Raw genomic sequence first — 19173 nt, 5'->3', positions numbered from 1 at the left:
GCACGGCGACCATCGCCAATGTCGGCACTCTGGTGATCGCAGCGAACGGGGCTTACACCTTCACCCCGGCCGCCAATTACAACGGCACCGTGCCGACCGTCACCTACACCGTCACCGACGGTTCCGGCACAGACGACACCTCGACCCTGAACATCAGCGTCACCCCGGTTGACGACAGCTTCACCGATGCCAACGAAAGCGTGACCACCGCCGAAGATACCGCCGTCACCGGCAGTGTGTTGACGGGTACCTCAAGCGTCGATGGTCCAGTCAGCGTGGTGAGCTTCACCATCGACGGTGTTGCTGGCACTTTCACCGCCGGCCAGACCGCGACCATCGCCAACGTCGGCACCTTGGTCATTGGTACCAATGGCGCCTATACCTTCACGCCGGCCGCCAATTACAACGGCACCGTGCCGACCGTTACCTACACCGTCACCGACGGTTCCGGTACAGACGACACCTCGACCCTGAACATCAGCGTCACCCCGGTCGACGACAGCTTCACCGACATCAGCGAAAGCGTGACCACCGCCGAAGACACCGCCGTCACCGGCAGCGTGTTGACCGGTACCTCAAGCGTCGATGGTCCAGTCAGCGTGGTGAGTTTCACCATCGACGGTGTTGCTGGCACTTTCACCGCCGGCCAGACCGCGACCATCGCCAACGTCGGCACCTTGGTCATTGGTACCAATGGCGCCTATACCTTCACGCCGGCCGCCAATTACAACGGCACCGTGCCGACCGTCACCTACACCGTCACCGACGGTTCCGGTACAGACGACACTTCGACCCTGAACATCAGCGTTACGCCGGTCGATGACAGCTTCACCGATGCCAACGAAAGCGTGACCACCGCCGAAGACACCGCCATCACTGGCAGCGTCCTCACTGGTACGAGCAGCGTCGACGGCCCGGTCAGCGTGGTGAGCTTCACCATCGACGGTGTTGCTGGCACTTTCACCGCCGGCCAGACCGCGACCATCGCTAACGTCGGCACCTTGGTCATTGGTACCAATGGCGCCTACACCTTCACCCCAGCCGCCAATTACAACGGCACCGTGCCGACCGTCACCTACACCGTCACCGACGGTTCCGGTACAGACGACACCTCGACCCTGAACATCAGCGTCACCCCGGTCGATGACAGCTTCACCGACGCCAACGAAACGGTATCGACCCTGGAAGACACCGCCGTCACCGGCAGTGTGTTGACCGGCACCTCGAGCGTCGATGGCCCGGTCAGCGTGGTGAATTTCACCATCGGTGAAACCACCTACGTCGCTGGCAGCACGGCGACCATCGCTAACGTCGGCACCCTGGTCATCGCAGCGAATGGGGCTTACACCTTCACCCCGGCCGCCAATTACAACGGCACGGTGCCGACCGTTACCTACACCGTCACCGACGGTTCCGGTACAGACGACACTTCGACCCTGAACATCAGCGTTACGCCGGTCGACGACAGCTTCACCGACGCCAACGAAAGCGTGACCACCAACGAAGACACCGCCATCACTGGCAGCGTCCTCACTGGTACGAGCAGCGTCGACGGCCCGGTTAGCGTGGTGAATTTCACCATCGACGGTGTTGCTGGCACTTTCACCGCCGGCCAGACTGCGACCATCGCCAACGTCGGCACCCTGGTGATCGGTGCCAACGGCGCCTACACCTTCACCCCGGCCGCCAATTACAACGGCACGGTGCCGACTGTCACTTACACCGTCACCGACGGCTCCGGTACAGACGACACCTCGACCCTGAACATCAGCGTTACGCCGGTCGATGACAGCTTCACCGACGCCAACGAAAGCGTGACCACCGCTGAAGACACCGCCATCACTGGCAGCGTCCTCACTGGTACGAGCAGCGTCGACGGCCCGGTCAGCGTGGTTAATTTCACCATCGACGGTGTTGCTGGCACTTTCACCGCCGGCCAGACTGCGACCATCGCCAACGTCGGCACCCTGGTGATCGCAGCGAACGGGGCTTACACCTTCACCCCGGCCGCCAACTACAACGGCACGGTGCCGACTGTTACCTACACCGTCACCGATGGTTCCGGTACAGACGACACTTCGACCCTGAACATCAGCGTCACCCCGGTCGACGACAGCTTCACCGACATCAGTGAAAGCGTGACCACCAACGAAGACACCGCCATCACTGGCAGCGTCCTCACTGGTACGAGCAGCGTCGACGGTCCGGTCAGCGTGGTTAATTTCACCATCGACGGTGTTACTGGCACTTTCACCGCCGGCCAGACCGCGACCATTGCTAACGTCGGTACTTTGGTGATCGGCGCCAATGGCGCCTACACCTTCACCCCTGCCGCCAACTACAACGGCACCGTGCCGACCGTTACCTACACCGTCACCGACGGTTCCGATACAGACGACACTTCGACCCTGAACATCAGCGTCACCCCGGTCGACGACAGCTTCACCGACATCAGCGAAAACGTGACCACCGCCGAAGACACCGCCGTCACCGGCAGCGTCCTCACCGGTACGAGCAGCGTCGACGGCCCAGTCAGCGTGGTGAGCTTCACCATCGGTGAAGCCACCTACGTCGCTGGCAGCACGGCCACCATTGCCAACGTCGGCACCCTAGTGATCGCCGCCAATGGCGCCTACACCTTCACCCCGGCTGCCAACTACAACGGCACCGTGCCAACCGTCACCTACACCGTCACCGACGGCTCCGGTACAGACGACACCTCGACCCTGAACATCAGCGTTACGCCGGTCGATGACAGCTTCACCGACATCAGCGAAAACGTGACCACCGCCGAAGACACCGCCGTCACCGGCAGCGTCCTCACCGGCACCTCAAGCGTCGACGGCCCGGTCAGCGTGGTGAACTTCAGCATCGACGGTGTTGCTGGTACTTTCACCGCCGGCCAGACCGCGACCATCGCTAACGTCGGCACCTTGGTGATCGCCGCCAATGGCGCCTATACCTTCACGCCGGCCGCCAACTACAACGGCAGCGTGCCGACCGTCACCTACACCGTCACCGACGGTTCCGGTACAGACGACACTTCGACCCTGAACATCAGCGTCACCCCGGTCGACGACAGCTTCACCGACGCCAGCGAAACGGTCTCGACCCTGGAAGACACCGCCGTGAGCGGCAGCGTCCTCACCGGTACGAGCAGCGTCGACGGCCCGGTCAGCGTGGTTAATTTCAGCATCGACGGTGTTGCTGGCACTTTCACCGCCGGCCAGACTGCGACCATCGCCAACGTCGGCACCCTGGTGATCGCAGCGAACGGGGCTTACACCTTCACCCCGGCCGCCAACTACAACGGCACGGTGCCGACCGTTACCTACACCGTCACCGACGGTTCCGGTACAGACGACACCTCGACCCTGAACATCAGCGTCACCCCGGTCGACGACAGCTTCACCGACATCAGCGAAAGCGTGACTACCGCTGAAGATACCGCCGTGACCGGTAGTGTGTTGACCGGCACCTCGAGCGTTGACGGTCCAGTCAGCGTGGTGAATTTCACCATCGGTGAAACCACCTACGTCGCTGGCAGCACGGCGACCATCGCTAACGTCGGCACCCTGGTGATCGGCGCCAATGGCGCCTATACCTTCACGCCGGCCGCCAACTACAACGGCACCGTGCCGACCGTTACCTACACCGTCACCGACGGTTCGGGCACAGACGACACCTCGACGCTGAACATCAGCGTTACGCCAGTCGATGACAGCTTCACCGACGCCAACGAAACGGTCTCGACTCTGGAAGACACTGCCGTCACCGGCAGTGTGTTGACCGGCACCACGAGCGTCGATGGTCCAGTCAGCGTTGTGAGCTTCACCATCGACGGTGTTGCTGGCACTTTCACCGCCAGCCAGACCGCGACCATCGCTAACGTCGGCACATTGGTCATTGGTACCAACGGCGCCTACACCTTCACCCCGGCCGCCAACTACAACGGCACCGTGCCGACCGTCACCTACACCGTCACCGACGGTTCCGGTACAGACGACACTTCGACCCTGAACATCAGCGTCACCCCGGTCGACGACAGCTTCACCGACATCAGCGAAAACGTGACCACCGCCGAAGACACCGCCGTCACCGGCAGCGTCCTCACCGGTACGAGCAGCGTCGACGGCCCAGTCAGCGTGGTGAGCTTCACCATCGGTGAAGCCACCTACGTCGCTGGCAGCACGGCCACCATTGCCAACGTCGGCACCCTGGTCATCGGCGCCAACGGCGCCTATACCTTCACGCCTGCCGCCAATTACAACGGCACCGTGCCAACCGTCACCTACACCGTCACCGACGGCTCGGGGTCTAACGACACCTCGACCCTGAACATCAGCGTCACGCCGGTCGATGACCCGAGCGTTCTGGTCGCGGATACCAAGGCCGTCGATGAAGACCACGTTGCAACCGGCAACGTGCTTGGCAATGACAGCGATGTCGATAACGCTCTGAGTGTCGCGACATTCACCATACAAGGCGTCCCCGGTTCCTTTACCGCAGGTCAAGTCGCGACTATCAGCGGCGTCGGTACTGTGACTATCGCCACCAACGGCGATTACAGTTTTACCCCTGCTGCAAACTGGAACGGCACCGTTCCACAGATCAGCTACACAACCAATACCCATTCCACCAGCACGCTGGACATTACGGTCAACCCGGTCAACGACGCTCCGACCGTTAATTCCACCTCGGCCAGGGGCGATGAAGATCATGTGATCGCCGTGCAGCTCGGCGGTAGTGACATTGACGGCAGCGTCCACCACTTCACCCTGACCAGCCTGCCGGCCAATGGCAAATTTTACGCAGACGCCGCCGGGACCATCGAGCTGACCAGCAGCAGCGTGATCTCCGCGACTGCCAATGGCGCAACGGTTTACTTCAAGCCCACCGGCGACTGGAGTGGCACCACCAGCTTCACCTACAGCTCGACCGACAACGGGGGCCTGCCTTCTGCTACTTCGGCGACCGGCACCATCGTCGTCGCGCCAGTGACCGATACCCCGAGCCTGTCGCTGACCGGTGGCGGTACGGTTGCCTCGACCGACTTCCAGGAAGTCGCTGTGAGCGGTTCGACCATCGACCTCGATGTCAGCAAGATCGGCAACGGCGCCTGGCACACTGACAACCGCGGGGGCGCGGTCGAAATCGGTAAGGCCAGCGTTTACGGTGCCGGCGGCGATAACCAGGTCATCGAACTTGAGCGCAATACCGGTGATGCGAGCAACCTCTACACCACTATCGATGCGAAGTCCGGCACCACCTATAACGTGTCGCTCGACTATGCACCGCGTGCCGGCGTAGATAATTCGCTTATCAACGTGTACTGGGGCGGCAAGCTCATTGGCACCCTGAACACCTCGACCACGGGCATGCAGCACTACAGCTTCGACGTTCCGGTCACTGCCGATGGCAACCAGAAACTCGAATTCCGCGCCGGGGACAGCAACAGTCTGGGCGGCGTGCTGGACAACATCAATGTCACTCAGGTGCTCAACTCGGGCCTTGAAGACAACGCGATCCTGTTGTCCACCATCCAGGCCCACACCAATGACGCCGACGGTTCGGAAACGCTCACTGTCACACTGAGCGGCTTGCCGGCGGGCTCCATGCTCACCGATGGCAGCCACACCTTCAATGCTGCCAACGGCTCGACGTCGGTGGACATTACGGGTTGGAACCTGTCCACGCTCAAGCTGACACCGCCGACGAACTTCAATGGCGACATTCCCCTGACCGTTACGGCCACCGCCAAAGACGGCGATGCCCCAAGCGCAAGCACCTCGCTGCCACTGGTGGTGCACGTTGCGGCCGTCGATGACGCAAGCGTGCTGCAGGCGGACAAAATCACCGTCGAAGAAGATCACAACGCGATCGGCAACGTGCTGACCAACGACCACGATGTCGATAATGTCCTGAGCGTCGCAAGCTTCAGCGTGAACGGGGTCAACGGCAGCTTCACGGCGGGCCAGACCGCAACCATCACCGGTGTCGGTACGCTGATCATCGCCAGCAACGGTGACTACACCTTCAAGCCGGCTGCCGACTGGAATGGCAACGTTCCACAGGTGACGTACACCACCAATACTGGCTCGAGCAGTACGCTGAACATCAGCGTTACGCCGGTCAACGACAACTTCACCGACGCCAACGAAACGGTCTCGACCCTGGAAGATACCGCCGTCACCGGTAGTGTGTTGACCGGCACCTCGAGCGTTGACGGTCCGGTCAGCGTGGTTAACTTCACCATCGGTGAAACGACCTACGTCGCTGGCAGCACGGCCAACATTGCTAACGTCGGTACCCTGGTCATTGGTGCCAACGGGTCTTACACCTTCACCCCGGTCGCCAACTATAACGGCACGGTGCCGACTGTTACCTACACCGTCACCGACGGTTCCGGCACAGACGACACGTCGACCCTGAACATCAGCGTTACGCCGGTCAACGACAACTTCACCGACGCCAGCGAAACGGTCTCCACCCTGGAAGACACCGCCTTGACCGGCAGTGTCCTCAGCGGCACGAGCAGCGTTGACGGCCCGGTCAGCGTGGTCAACTTCACCATCGGTGCGACCACTTACACCGCCGGCAGCACGGCGACCATCGCCAATGTCGGCACCCTGGTGATCGCGGCGAACGGGGCTTACACCTTCACCCCGGCCGCCAACTACAACGGCACGGTGCCGACTGTCACCTACACCGTCACCGACGGTTCGGGACCTAACGACACCTCGACCCTGAACATCAGCGTTACGCCGGTCGACGACAGCTTCACCGACGCCAACGAAACGGTCTCGACCCTGGAAGACACCGCCTTGACCGGCAGTGTCCTTACCGGCACGAGCAGCGTTGACGGCCCGGTCAGCGTGGTCAACTTCACCATCGACGGTGTTACTGGCACTTTCAACGCTGGCACCACGGCGACCATCGCCAATGTCGGCACCCTGGTGATCGCGGCGAATGGTGCTTACACCTTCACCCCGGCCGCCAACTACAACGGCACGGTGCCGACCGTCACCTACACCGTCACCGACGGCTCGGGACCGAACGACACCTCGACCCTGAATATCAGCGTCACGCCAGTCAACGACAACTTCTCCGACGCCAACGAAACGGTCTCGACCCTGGAAGACACTGCCCTCACCGGCAGCGTCCTCAGCGGCACCTCGAGCGTCGACGGCCCGGTCAGTGTGGTCAACTTCACCATCGGTGATACCACTTACACCGCTGGCCAGACCGCGACCATCGCCAACGTCGGCACCCTGGTGATCACCGCGAATGGGGCCTACACCTTCACCCCTGCCGCCAACTACAACGGCACGGTGCCGACGGTTACCTACACCGTCACCGATGGTTCCGGCACAGACGACACGTCGACCCTGAACATCAGCGTCACGCCGGTCAACGACAACTTCACCGATGCCAGCGAAAGTGTGACCACCAACGAAGACACCGCCCTCACCGGCAGTGTCCTCAGCGGCACCTCGAGCGTTGACGGCCCGGTCAGCGTGGTGAGCTTCACCATCGACGGTGTTACTGGCACTTTCAACGCCGGCCAGACCGCGACCATCGCTAATGTCGGCACTCTGGTGATCGGCGCCAATGGCGCCTACACCTTCACCCCGGCCGCCAACTACAACGGCACAGTGCCAACCGTCACCTACACCGTCACCGACGGTTCGGGACCGAACGACACCTCGACCCTGAACATCAGCGTCACGCCGGTCAACGACAACTTCACCGACGCCAACGAAACGGTCTCGACCCTGGAAGATACCGCCTTGACCGGCAGCGTCCTCACGGGCACCTCGAGCGTTGACGGTCCGGTCAGCGTGGTTAACTTCACCATCGGTGATACCACTTACACCGCTGGCCAGACCGCGACCATCGCCAACGTCGGCACCCTGGTGATCACCGCGAATGGGGCCTACACCTTCACCCCTGCCGCCAACTACAACGGCACGGTGCCAACCGTCACTTACACCGTCACCGACGGCTTGGGACCTAACGACACCTCGACCCTGAACATCAGCGTTACGCCGGTCAACGACAACTTCACCGACGCCAGCGAAACGGTCTCGACCCTGGAAGACACCGCCTTGACCGGCAGTGTCCTTACCGGCACGAGCAGCGTTGACGGGCCGGTCAGTGTGGTCAACTTCACCATCGGTGCGACCACTTACACCGCCGGCACCACGGCGACCATCGCCAATGTCGGCACTCTGGTGATCTTGGCGAACGGTGCTTACACCTTCACCCCGGCCGCCAACTACAACGGCACGGTGCCGACTGTTACCTACACCGTCACCGACGGTTCCGGCACAGACGACACCTCGACCCTGAACATCAGCGTTACGCCGGTCGACGACAGCTTCACCGACGCCAACGAAACGGTCTCGACCCTGGAGGACACCGCCGTCACCGGTAGTGTGTTGACCGGCACCTCGAGCGTCGACGGCCCAGTCAGCGTGGTGAGTTTCACCATCGACGGTGTTACGGGTACTTTCAACGCCGGCCAGACCGCGACCATCGCTAACGTCGGCACCTTGGTCATTGGTGCCAACGGTGCTTATACCTTTACACCGGCCGCCAACTACAACGGCACGGTGCCAACCGTCACTTACACCGTCACCGATGGTTCCGGTACAGACGACACGTCGACCCTGAACATCAGCGTTACGCCGGTCAACGACAACTTCACCGACGCCAGCGAAACGGTCTCCACCCTGGAAGATACTGCCCTCACCGGCACTGTTCTTTCCGGCACGAGCAGCGTTGACGGCCAGGTCAGCGTGGTCAACTTCACCATCGGTGCGACCACTTACACCGCCGGCACCACGGCGACCATCGCTAATGTCGGCACCTTGGTGATCGCCGCGAACGGGTCTTACACCTTCACCCCGGTCGCCAACTACAACGGCACGGTGCCGACTGTCACCTACACCGTCACTGACGGTTCTGGACCGAACGACACCTCGACCCTGAACATCAGCGTCACGCCGGTCGATGACAGCTTCACCGACGCCAACGAAACGGTCTCGACTCTGGAAGACACCGCCTTGACCGGCAGCGTCCTTACCGGCACGAGCAGCGTCGACGGCCCGGTCAGCGTGGTCAGCTTCACCATCGAAGGTGTTACTGGCACTTTCACCGCTGGCCAGACCGCAACCATCGCCAACGTCGGCACCCTGGTGATCGGCGCCAACGGCGCCTATACCTTCACCCCGGCCGCCAACTACAACGGCACGGTGCCGACCGTCACCTACACCGTCACCGACGGTTCGGGACCGAACGACACCTCGACCCTGAATATCAGCGTCACGCCGGTCAACGACAACTTCACCGACGCCAACGAAACGGTCTCGACCCTGGAAGACACCGCCTTGACCGGCAGCGTCCTCACTGGCACCTCGAGCGTTGATGGTCCGGTCAGCGTGGTTAACTTCACCATCGGTGAAACGACCTACGTCGCTGGCAGCACGGCCAACATTGCTAACGTCGGTACCTTGGTCATTGGTGCCAACGGTGCTTATACCTTCACCCCGGCCGCCAACTACAACGGCAGCGTGCCGACCGTTACCTACACCGTCACCGACGGCTCCGGTACAGACGACACTTCGACCCTGAATATCAGCGTCACGCCGGTCGACGACAGCTTCACCGACGCCAACGAAACGGTCTCGACCCTGGAAGATACTGCCCTGACCGGCAGCGTCCTCACTGGCACCTCGAGCGTTGACGGCCCGGTCAGCGTGGTGAGCTTCACCATCGACGGTGTTACTGGCACTTTCAACGCCGGCCAGACCGCGACCATCGCCAACGTCGGCACCCTGGTGATCGCGGCGAATGGTGCATACACCTTCACCCCGGCCGCCAACTACAACGGCACGGTGCCAACCGTCACCTACACCGTCACCGACGGCTCGGGACCGAACGACACCTCGACCCTGAATATCAGCGTCACGCCAGTCAACGACAACTTCTCCGACGCCAACGAAACGGTCTCGACCCTGGAAGACACCGCCTTGACCGGCAGCGTCCTCACCGGTACCTCGAGCGTCGACGGCCCGGTCAGTGTGGTCAACTTCACCATCGGTGATACCACCTACTCCGCCGGCAGCACGGCGACCATCGCTAACGTCGGCACCCTGGTGATCGGCGCGAACGGGGCGTACACCTTCACACCGGCCGCCAACTACAACGGCACGGTGCCGACTGTCACCTACACCGTCACCGATGGTTCCGGTACAGACGACACTTCGACGCTGAATATCAGCGTTACGCCGGTCAACGACAACTTCACCGACGCCAACGAAACGGTCTCGACCCTGGAAGACACCGCCCTCACCGGCAGCGTCCTCAGCGGCACGAGCAGCGTCGACGGGCCGGTCAGCGTGGTCAACTTCACCATCGAAGGTGTTACTGGCACTTTCACCGCTGGCCAGACCGCGACCATCGCCAACGTCGGCACCCTGGTGATCGGCGCCAATGGCGCCTACACCTTCACCCCGGCCGCCAACTACAACGGCACGGTGCCGACGGTTACCTACACCGTCACCGATGGTTCTGGTACAGACGACACGTCGACCCTGAACATCAGCGTTACGCCGGTCAACGACAACTTCACCGACGCCAACGAAACGGTCTCGACCCTGGAAGACACCGCCTTGACCGGCAGTGTCCTTACCGGCACGAGCAGCGTTGACGGCCCGGTCAGCGTGGTCAACTTCACCATCGGTGCGACCACTTACACCGCCGGCACAACGGCGACCATCGCCAATGTCGGCACCCTGGTGATCTTGGCGAACGGTGCCTACACCTTCACCCCGGCCGCCAACTACAACGGCACGGTGCCGACTGTTACCTACACCGTCACCGACGGTTCCGGCACAGACGACACCTCGACCCTGAACATCAGCGTCACGCCGGTCGACGACAGCTTCACCGACGCCAACGAAACGGTCTCGACTCTGGAAGATACTGCCCTCACCGGCAGTGTACTTTCCGGCACGAGCAGCGTTGACGGCCCGGTCAGCGTGGTCAACTTCACCATCGGTGCGACCACTTACACCGCCGGCACCACGGCGACCATCGCTAATGTCGGCACCTTGGTGATCGCAGCGAACGGGGCCTACACCTTCACCCCGGCCGCCAACTACAACGGCACCGTGCCGACTGTCACCTACACCGTCACCGACGGTTCGGGACCTAACGACACCTCGACCCTGAACATCAGCGTCACGCCGGTCGATGACAGCTTCACCGACGCCAACGAAACGGTCTCCACCCTGGAAGACACCGCCTTGACCGGCAGTGTCCTTACCGGCACGAGCAGCGTTGACGGCCCGGTCAGCGTGGTCAACTTCACCATCGGTGATACCACTTACACCGCCGGCACAACGGCGACCATCGCCAATGTCGGCACCTTGGTGATCGCGGCGAACGGGGCCTACACCTTCACCCCGGCCGCCAACTACAACGGCACGGTGCCAACCGTCACCTACACCGTCACCGACGGTCTAGGACCTAACGACACCTCGACCCTGAACATCAGCGTTACGCCGGTCGACGACAGCTTCACCGACGCCAACGAAACGGTCTCCACCCTGGAAGACACCGCCTTGACCGGCAGCGTCCTTAGCGGCACAAGCAGCGTTGACGGCCCGGTCAGCGTGGTCAACTTCACCATCGACGGTGTTACTGGCACTTTCACCGCCGGCCAGACCGCGACCATCGCCAACGTCGGCACCCTGGTGATCGCAGCCAGCGGGGCCTACACCTTCACCCCGGCCGCCAACTACAACGGCACGGTGCCAACCGTCACCTACACCGTCACCGACGGTTCAGGACCGAACGACACCTCGACCCTGAACATCAGTGTTACGCCGGTTAACGACAACTTCACCGACGCCAGTGAAACGGTCTCGACCCTGGAAGACACTGCCCTCACCGGCAGCGTCCTCACCGGCACGAGCAGCGTTGACGGGCCGGTCAGTGTGGTCAACTTCACCATCGGTACGACCACTTACACCGCCGGCAGCACGGCGACCATCGCCAATGTCGGTACGCTGGTAATCGCAGCGAACGGGGCCTACACCTTCACCCCGGCCGCCAACTACAACGGCACGGTGCCGACCGTTACCTACACCGTCACCGACGGTCTGGGACCCAACGTCACCTCGCCCCTCAATATCAGCGTCACGCCGGTCGATGACCCGAGTGTGCTGGCCGCTGATCTCAAAACCACCCTTGAGGACAAGATCGCCGCCGGTAACGTTCTGACCAATGACCGCGATGTGGACAACGTTCTCAGCGTGACCAAGTTCACTATTGGTGGCATCGAGTACACCGCTGGGGGAACTGCCACCATCGCGAACGTGGGCAAGCTGACTCTCGGTGCCAACGGTGATTACAGCTTTACCCCTGCCGACAATTGGAGTGGCAAGGTTCCGACGGTGACCTACACCACCAATACCGGTTCAAGCACCACGCTGGACATCAGTGTGACCGCGGTTGCGGATACACCGATCGTGTCCGCCACCACGACTCAGGTGGCCGAGAACAGCAGCATCGCGTTGGGCTTGAAGGTAACGTCAGTGGACACTGATGGCTCTGAAACCCAGACCATTACCTCGATCGGCGGCATCCCGGCGGGTGCGACCCTGACCGATGGCACGCACACCTTTATCGGCACAACCGGTAACGGCGTCGTCGACCTCAGCGGGTGGGATGTGAGCAAGTTGAGCTACACCCCGGCACCGTACGCCACCGGTACCAACACGCTGACAGTCACCGCAGTCTCGACCGAGAGCCAGGGTGATTCGGCCAGCAATACGACGCAGATTCCGATCACGATTAATCCAGCGGTCTATAACCCGATCACTGGTACCTCAGGCAATGACAATGTCACCGGCACCGATGGCAATGACATCGTGGTGGCGGATATCGGTGGGCTGACGGTCGTACCGGGTCAGAACTACAACATCGCGTTCATGGTCGACAGCTCGGGCAGTATGGGCGATGCCTCCATGGCGTCGGCGAAGAAGTCTCTGGAAGCGGTATTTACCTCGCTGATCGCCAGTGCGACTTCGAAAGACGCGAATCCGGGCGTTGTGAAAGTGTTCCTCGTGGACTTTGACACGACGGTTAAACAATCGATTTCGATCGACTTGTCCAGCAAGGATGCTCTGGCGAACTTGAAGTCGATTCTCGACAGCATGAAATCGGGTGGATACACCAACTACGAGGATGTGTTCAAGACCACCGCCAACTGGTTCTACAGCCCTGATGCGAAGAGCAACACTAACGCGATAAATCTCACCTACTTCATTACCGACGGTGAACCAACCGCTTACACCAGTAATGAACAGACCAACCCGGTCGTCGTCGACTACAAGTCGAACGGCGGCACGGACCTGACTCTGGACAGCCTGATGAAGGCGGGTGACTACAAGCCTGGCTATGCGTTCTCCAAAGTGATCGACGGTGTCTCACGGTTGTTGGTCGATGCCAATGGCGCCGTTTACAAATGGACTGTGGACAAGAACGTCTGGACCTCTTCCAAGATCAATGGCGTAACACTTCATGCGCAAGGTGACGGTACTTATGAGCTGTCGACCAACGATGGCGATGGTTACGTCGACAGAACCAGTGCCAACAATGCCGCGGCGGCATTTGCCATGCTGGCGGCTGCCCACTCCACCGTGCAAGCCATCGGCCTGAACAACGACGTGAAGGAAAGCGATCTGGCGCCGTACAACACCACCGACGGCAAGCCGCTGGCCAACATCAACCCATCGGATCTGGCCAACGCGATTCTGGGCCATAGCGAGGCCACGCTGCCGGGCAAAGACACCGTCAACAGTGGTGATGGCAACGACATCATCTTCGGCGATCTGGTGAGCTTCAATAGCGTCACCGGCGAGGGTTACACCTCGCTGCAGGCTTTCGTGGGTCTGCAAACCGGGGTCGAAACCAACCAGGTCACACCAAGTAACGTGCACCAGTACATCACCGAGCACTACAGCGTGTTCGATGTGTCTGGCGCTCAAGATGGTGCCGATACGCTGCTGGGGGGTGCCGGCAATGACATCATCTTTGGCCAGGGTGGCGACGACAAACTCTACGGTGGCAGCGGCAATGACATCCTGCTCGGCGGTACCGGAAATGACTTGCTGGACGGTGGCGACGGCAATGACCTTCTCCTGGGCGGAAAGGGCAATGACACCCTGACTGGCGGTTTGGGTGGCGACACCTTCGTCTGGAAAGCGGGCGACACCGGCAACGACGTGATCAAGGACTTCAAGGCCAGCGAAGGTGACCGGATCGACCTGCGCGATCTGTTGCAGGGTGAAACCGGCAGCACCATCGACAACTTCCTGAAGATCTCCACGGTCGATGGCGTGTCGTCGCTGCAAGTCAGCACAACCGGCCAATTCAACTCGGGTAATGCGGCCGCCGCCACACCGGACGTGACGATCAAACTGGAAGGCAACAACTGGTCGAGCGCCAACCTGCACAACCTGATTGCCGGTAGCGACCCGACCATCAAGATCGATCACAACAACAGCTGATGCAGGAAAACGGCCGCCCTTATGGGGCGGCCGTCACGTTTGCGTCCACTGCCCGGTGACGATTTCGTCGCCGCGCCACATACTGGCGCGCAGTTGACCTATGCTGCTGACAGCACGACGCTGGTTCAATTCCGAGGGATGCTCAATGTTTTACGTGCAACGCGATGCGCAGGGCCTGTTGATACGCGTGGAACCCGCCGCCTACGCCGAGGCCACGGAAACGCTGCCGGCCGACCATCATGAAATCCAGACCTGGTTTGCCAACGCGGCAGTGGAGAACAGCCTCAAACAGCTCAAGCAGAGCGACTTTGAAATGATTCGGGTACTCGATGACCTGATTCAGGTGCTGACCCAGAAAGGCGTGATCCGTGTCACCGACCTGCCACCGGCGGCCCAGGCCAAACTGATGGACCGGAACCAGGCGCGTGAGGCGTTAGGTGGGTTGAGTCAATTGATCGATGAGAATGAAAGCGGGTTGATCTGATCATCGATCTTTAGTGGCTGTTCCAGCCTTCATCGCGGGCTTGCCCGCGATGAAGGCGTCACTGACAACCCGGCGCCAAGCGTTACTTCCAGGGCTTGGGCTCGCCGAACAGCTGGCCCTGCACACCGTATAGCCCCATCTCGCGAATCACCGCCAACTCACCCTCCGTCTCGACCCGCTCGGCAATCAGCGGTAAGTCAATGCTGTGCGCCGCTCGCTGGATCGCCTCGATGAACAGGCGCTTGTCACTCTCCAGATCAATCGAGCGAATGTAGCTGCCGTCGATCTTCAGGTACGCCAGCCCCAGCCGTGCCAGGTTGCCGATCATGCTGAAGCGTCCGCCAAAACGTTGTAGGCTCAGGGAGAAGCCGAGTTCGCGCAAGCGCCGGGTCAGCTGCTCCAGCACTGCCTGGTCAGGCAGTTGCTCTTCGCCAATCTCCAGAGTCAGACGCGGGCCGAGGTTGGAGTGCGCGCGCAGTATTTCGAAGATTTTGTTTTGCGCCTGCGGGTCGCCCAAGGTGGCCGACGACAGATTCAGCGCCAGCGACTCTTCATGTCCGCTCATTTGCTCCAACACCCGCTCGAGCATCAGCCGATCCAGGCGCGCAGTCCAGCCGAAGCGCTCCAGCCAAGGCAGAAAGCGCCCGGCGGGGATGGTCTGGCCGTGTTCATCGAGCAGTCGCGACAGCACTTTGTAATGCAGCACCAATTGCGTGTCCTGAGCGGCCACGACCGGTTGGAAATACAGCTCGAAACGTTGCTGAGTCAGCGCCTGGTCGAGCATGAGGTGCCAGGCGTGGTGATCGTCGCCGACACTGGCCGCGAGGCTGTGTTCGATACAGGCCCAGTTCTTTTCGCCCTGGCCTTCGGCCTGCGCCAGCGCCTGATCGCCGAGGCTGAGCACGGCTTGCGGTGAGTCGCCGTGAGCAAAGGGAGCCAGACCGATAGACGCCACGGCTGCCACATCGGTGGCACCGGTAGCGTGAAGACTGGCCAAGGCACTGTCGAGGTTCTGTGCCAGTTGCAACGCTTCTTCGCGCACCAGTCCCGGCGCGAGTACGGCAAATTCGCCACCGCGGATCCGGGTCACCAGGTTCTGGGTTTCCGGGTATTTGGCGCACTCGCGAGACAGTTGCTCACCGACGGCCTTGAGCACTTCATCAGTGCGCTGGCCACCTATACGCTGGTTGAGGCCGGCCAGATCCTTGACCCGCAACAGCAGCAGGTAACCGGAACTGGCCTGCTCCGGGTTGCTCACCCGCGCGTTCAGTTGCATCTCGAAATATCGGCGGTTGGCCAACCCGGTCAACGAATCCTGATAGGACTCGACCCGCAGTTTTTCACTGCGCTCGGCCTGCTCCTGGAACAGCGCCTTGAGCTTCTCGACCATCTGGTTCATGGCCTGCACGACCCGACGAAGCTCGGGAGTGCGCGGCAGCTGCGGCAGGCTGAGGAACTCCCGCCGGGCGATGGCGTGAGATTGCTGGACCATGTAATCCAGCGGTCTCAATTGCTGACGCAGCAACAGCGCGCCGAGTACCGCGCTGACTGCGCCGCATAGCAGCAACCAGCCCAGGCTGCCCAACGCGCTTTGCCACAACTTGGCCAGCGCAAACATCGGGTGGCTGACTACCTCGACCCGGGCCGCCTGCTCCCAGCCGCGGCTGACGATCGCATCACCGCCGGCGGGCTCCAGGCCGATCAGTTTGACGAACCAGTCCGGAACGTTGTTGACCGCCGGAATGCCCGTGCGCTCGACCAGGGTCTGGTCAGTCTTCACATCGACCACGCGAATGCTCGCGTAGTAACCGCTGTCGAAGATCGAGCTGACCAGTAACTCCACCATCGCCGGGTCGTCGATATTGGGTGTCAGAGAAAGCGCCAGCGCCGTCGCGGCGTCCTGGGCATGGGAGCGCAACTGGTTGACGTATTGAGTGCGCGAGCTCTCCAGACTGACCATGAAACTGCCGGTGAAGGCGACCACCAGGAACAGACAGATAGCAATCAACAGCTGTTTGAACAAAGACATCTGAGCACGTGCTCCTAGTTAGTCGTCTCGACCGGGAATCCTTCGGCCTGCATTTTTTTCAACACATCCTGCCAGCGCGACAGACGTTTGGTATCGCCGACCTTTTTGTTGCCCTTGGCACCCGGCAACCACAATCCCTCTGCATTGAAAGAGTAGACCGGCAGCAAATCCTTTCGTTGGCTGGCCGGCTTGATTGCATCAATCAGGCTGTCGAGTACCAGCGGCTCGGCTTCCGGACTCGAGTAGTAGGTCAACACCATGTGCGCGCGGTTCTGGGTCAGTGCCTTGACGTAGGTGATACGCAGCTTTTCACTGGCTACACCGAGGTGACGCAGGCTGAAGTACTTGGCAATAGCGTAGTCTTCACAGTCGCCGGCGCCTTTCCAGAGAGCTTCGATCGGGGTTTCCCAGTAATCGACTTCATGCCACAGATCGATGTCTTCAACGTATCGCAGCTGTTTGTTGAAGAAGCGATTGACCACGTTGAGCTGTTCCACCTCGCCGATCTGCTTCTGGCTGGCCAGCAAGTATTGCCAATCATCAATGCGCTGCTGACCTTCTCCCAAAGGCCCGTACAATGACTGCGCCCGCCGGCTGATCAGGGAAAAGTCCCAATCGGCACTCAAGCTGCCCAGCATCACGCCAGCCAGCAGCAATGCGCTGCACAGGCAGCGTAAAATCCGGGGGATCGTTAAACATGCCGCCAATGCGAGGCATCCTGGGTAGGCAGGAGGGAGTCGTTCGAATGGTGAAGGTTAGACCGGAAAAAGACAATGGCACGGTGAGATCACTGGCGGCGCGCTAAACTGCAAAAAAGGCACTCGTTCACTTGTTTGACAAGCCGTCAGGCAGTTACTAGTGTCATTTGGATCCAAAAAAAATCCATCATTCAGGGTGCGTTTAGTGACACAAAAGCCCAACCCTCTCAGCAGTATCAAGGTCAACGGGCCAATTCCCGCACATCTGGCACGCTCGGTGATCGAAGAAACCCTGCGCTCGGCGATACTCGACGGGCGTATTCCCTGCGGTGCAGCCCTGCGCCAGCAAGACCTCGCCGACCTGTTCGGCGTCAGTCGCATGCCCGTACGCGAAGCCTTGCGCCAGCTCGAAGCACAATCGTTGCTCAACGTGGTTGCGCATAAGGGAGCCGTGGTCGCGCCGCTGGTCCAAGGCGACGCCGTGGAAACCTACGCGCTGCGCATCCTGCTGGAATCCGAAGCTTTGCGTCTCTCGGTGCCACTGCTCCAGGACGAAGACCTCGAACAGGCTGCCCGTTACATCGACGAACTCGAAACGCAAAGCGACTACACCGAAATCGGCCGCCTCAACCGCCTGTTCCACATGGCGCTCTATAGCCGGGCACCCAATCGCCGGCTGTTGAAACTGGTCGAAGACGGCCTGAACGAGGAAGAACGGTTCCTGCGTTTCAACCTGGAAGCCATGGGCCTGGGCAAACTGTCCCAGGCTGATCACCAGGCACTGTTGCGGGCAGCTGAAGACCGGGACGCCGAACGCTCCGTAAAGTTGCTCGAACATCACCTGAACCGCGGGGTCGAGGTCATTACGCGCTACCTTAATGGCCCTGAAGTCCAGGCCAAAAACACGCCGAAGTAACCCGCAGCGGCAAGTCCGGGGGCGCACCGCAGGGTTCGACCGCTCCATCCCGGCCTTTTCAGTACCCCTGAAACGACAAAACCCCTGTCTGCGTTAGCAGACAGGGGTTTCGGAATTCAATCTTGACGATGACCTACTCTCACATGGGGAAACCCCACACTACCATCGGCGATGCATCGTTTCACTGCTGAGTTCGGGATGGGATCAGGTGGTTCCAACGCTCTATGGTCGTCAAGAAATTCTGTGACCAGCCCGTTAGAAATTTAACGTGCCAGTGAAAACTGGTGACTTCTACTAAAACAAAACCCCTACCTGCATACGCAGATAGGGGTTTTGGAATTTAATCTTGACGATGACCTACTCTCACATGGGGAAACCCCACACTACCATCGGCGATGCATCGTTTCACTGCTGAGTTCGGGATGGGATCAGGTGGTTCCAACGCTCTATGGTCGTCAAGAAAT

At 60.8% G+C, this 19173-nt stretch carries 5 protein-coding genes and 2 rRNA genes; 3 read left to right on the top strand and 4 right to left on the bottom strand.

The genetic code is table 11. The annotated features are described in order from the left end of the window. The first annotated feature begins 11 nt into the window (after window positions 1-11). Together B0D71_RS30975 and B0D71_RS30970 are read left to right on the top strand one after the other, a co-directional pair. Window positions 12-14582 carry a tandem-95 repeat protein gene (locus B0D71_RS30975; RefSeq protein ID WP_276310371.1) on the top strand — a complete coding sequence of 4857 codons (14571 nt, stop codon included), beginning with the start codon at window positions 12-14 and terminating at the stop codon, window positions 14580-14582. Between the two features lie 145 nt (window positions 14583-14727). Further along, window positions 14728-15066, top strand: a complete 339-nt coding sequence (locus B0D71_RS30970) for a tryptophan synthase subunit beta (RefSeq protein ID WP_103398057.1) — start codon at window positions 14728-14730, stop codon at window positions 15064-15066. An 82-nt stretch (window positions 15067-15148) separates the two neighbouring features. Here the strand turns inward: B0D71_RS30970 and lapD are convergent, their stop codons facing one another. Both lapD and lapG read right to left on the bottom strand, forming a co-directional pair. Further along, window positions 15149-17095 carry a cyclic di-GMP receptor LapD gene (gene lapD / locus B0D71_RS30965; protein ID WP_103398056.1) on the bottom strand — a complete coding sequence of 649 codons (1947 nt, stop codon included), beginning with the start codon at window positions 17093-17095 and terminating at the stop codon, window positions 15149-15151. Window positions 17096-17109: 14 nt separating this feature from the next. Further along, window positions 17110-17802: a cysteine protease LapG gene (gene lapG / locus B0D71_RS30960; protein WP_103398055.1), complete on the bottom strand. Its 693-nt coding sequence runs from the start codon at window positions 17800-17802 to the stop codon at window positions 17110-17112. A 196-nt stretch (window positions 17803-17998) separates the two neighbouring features. On the opposite strand from lapG, the gene B0D71_RS30955 reads away from it, so the two are divergent. Then, window positions 17999-18709, top strand: a complete 711-nt coding sequence (locus B0D71_RS30955; RefSeq protein WP_103398054.1) for a GntR family transcriptional regulator — start codon at window positions 17999-18001, stop codon at window positions 18707-18709. A 120-nt stretch (window positions 18710-18829) separates the two neighbouring features. On the opposite strand, the gene rrf (B0D71_RS30950) is transcribed toward B0D71_RS30955, so the two are convergent. Together rrf (B0D71_RS30950) and rrf (B0D71_RS30945) are read right to left on the bottom strand one after the other, a co-directional pair. Then, a 5S ribosomal RNA gene (gene rrf / locus B0D71_RS30950) occupies window positions 18830-18945 on the bottom strand. A gap of 108 nt (window positions 18946-19053) precedes the next feature. Next, window positions 19054-19169 (bottom strand): 5S ribosomal RNA (gene rrf / locus B0D71_RS30945). Window positions 19170-19173: the final 4 nt, after the last annotated feature.

Source organism: Pseudomonas laurylsulfativorans (assembly GCF_002906155.1).
Taxonomy (GTDB): Bacteria; Pseudomonadota; Gammaproteobacteria; order Pseudomonadales; family Pseudomonadaceae; genus Aquipseudomonas; species Aquipseudomonas laurylsulfativorans.
Note: the sequence above shows the minus strand (reverse complement) of the source record. Positions and strands in the feature narration are given on the sequence as shown.

Excerpts from the sequence above, each read along its gene's own strand:
- B0D71_RS30970 (WP_103398057.1), top strand. The coding sequence starts at position 14,728 with ATGTTTTACGTGCAACGCGATGCGCAGGGCCTGTTGATACGCGTGGAA.
- lapD (WP_103398056.1), bottom strand. The coding sequence starts at position 17,095 with ATGTCTTTGTTCAAACAGCTGTTGATTGCTATCTGTCTGTTCCTGGTG.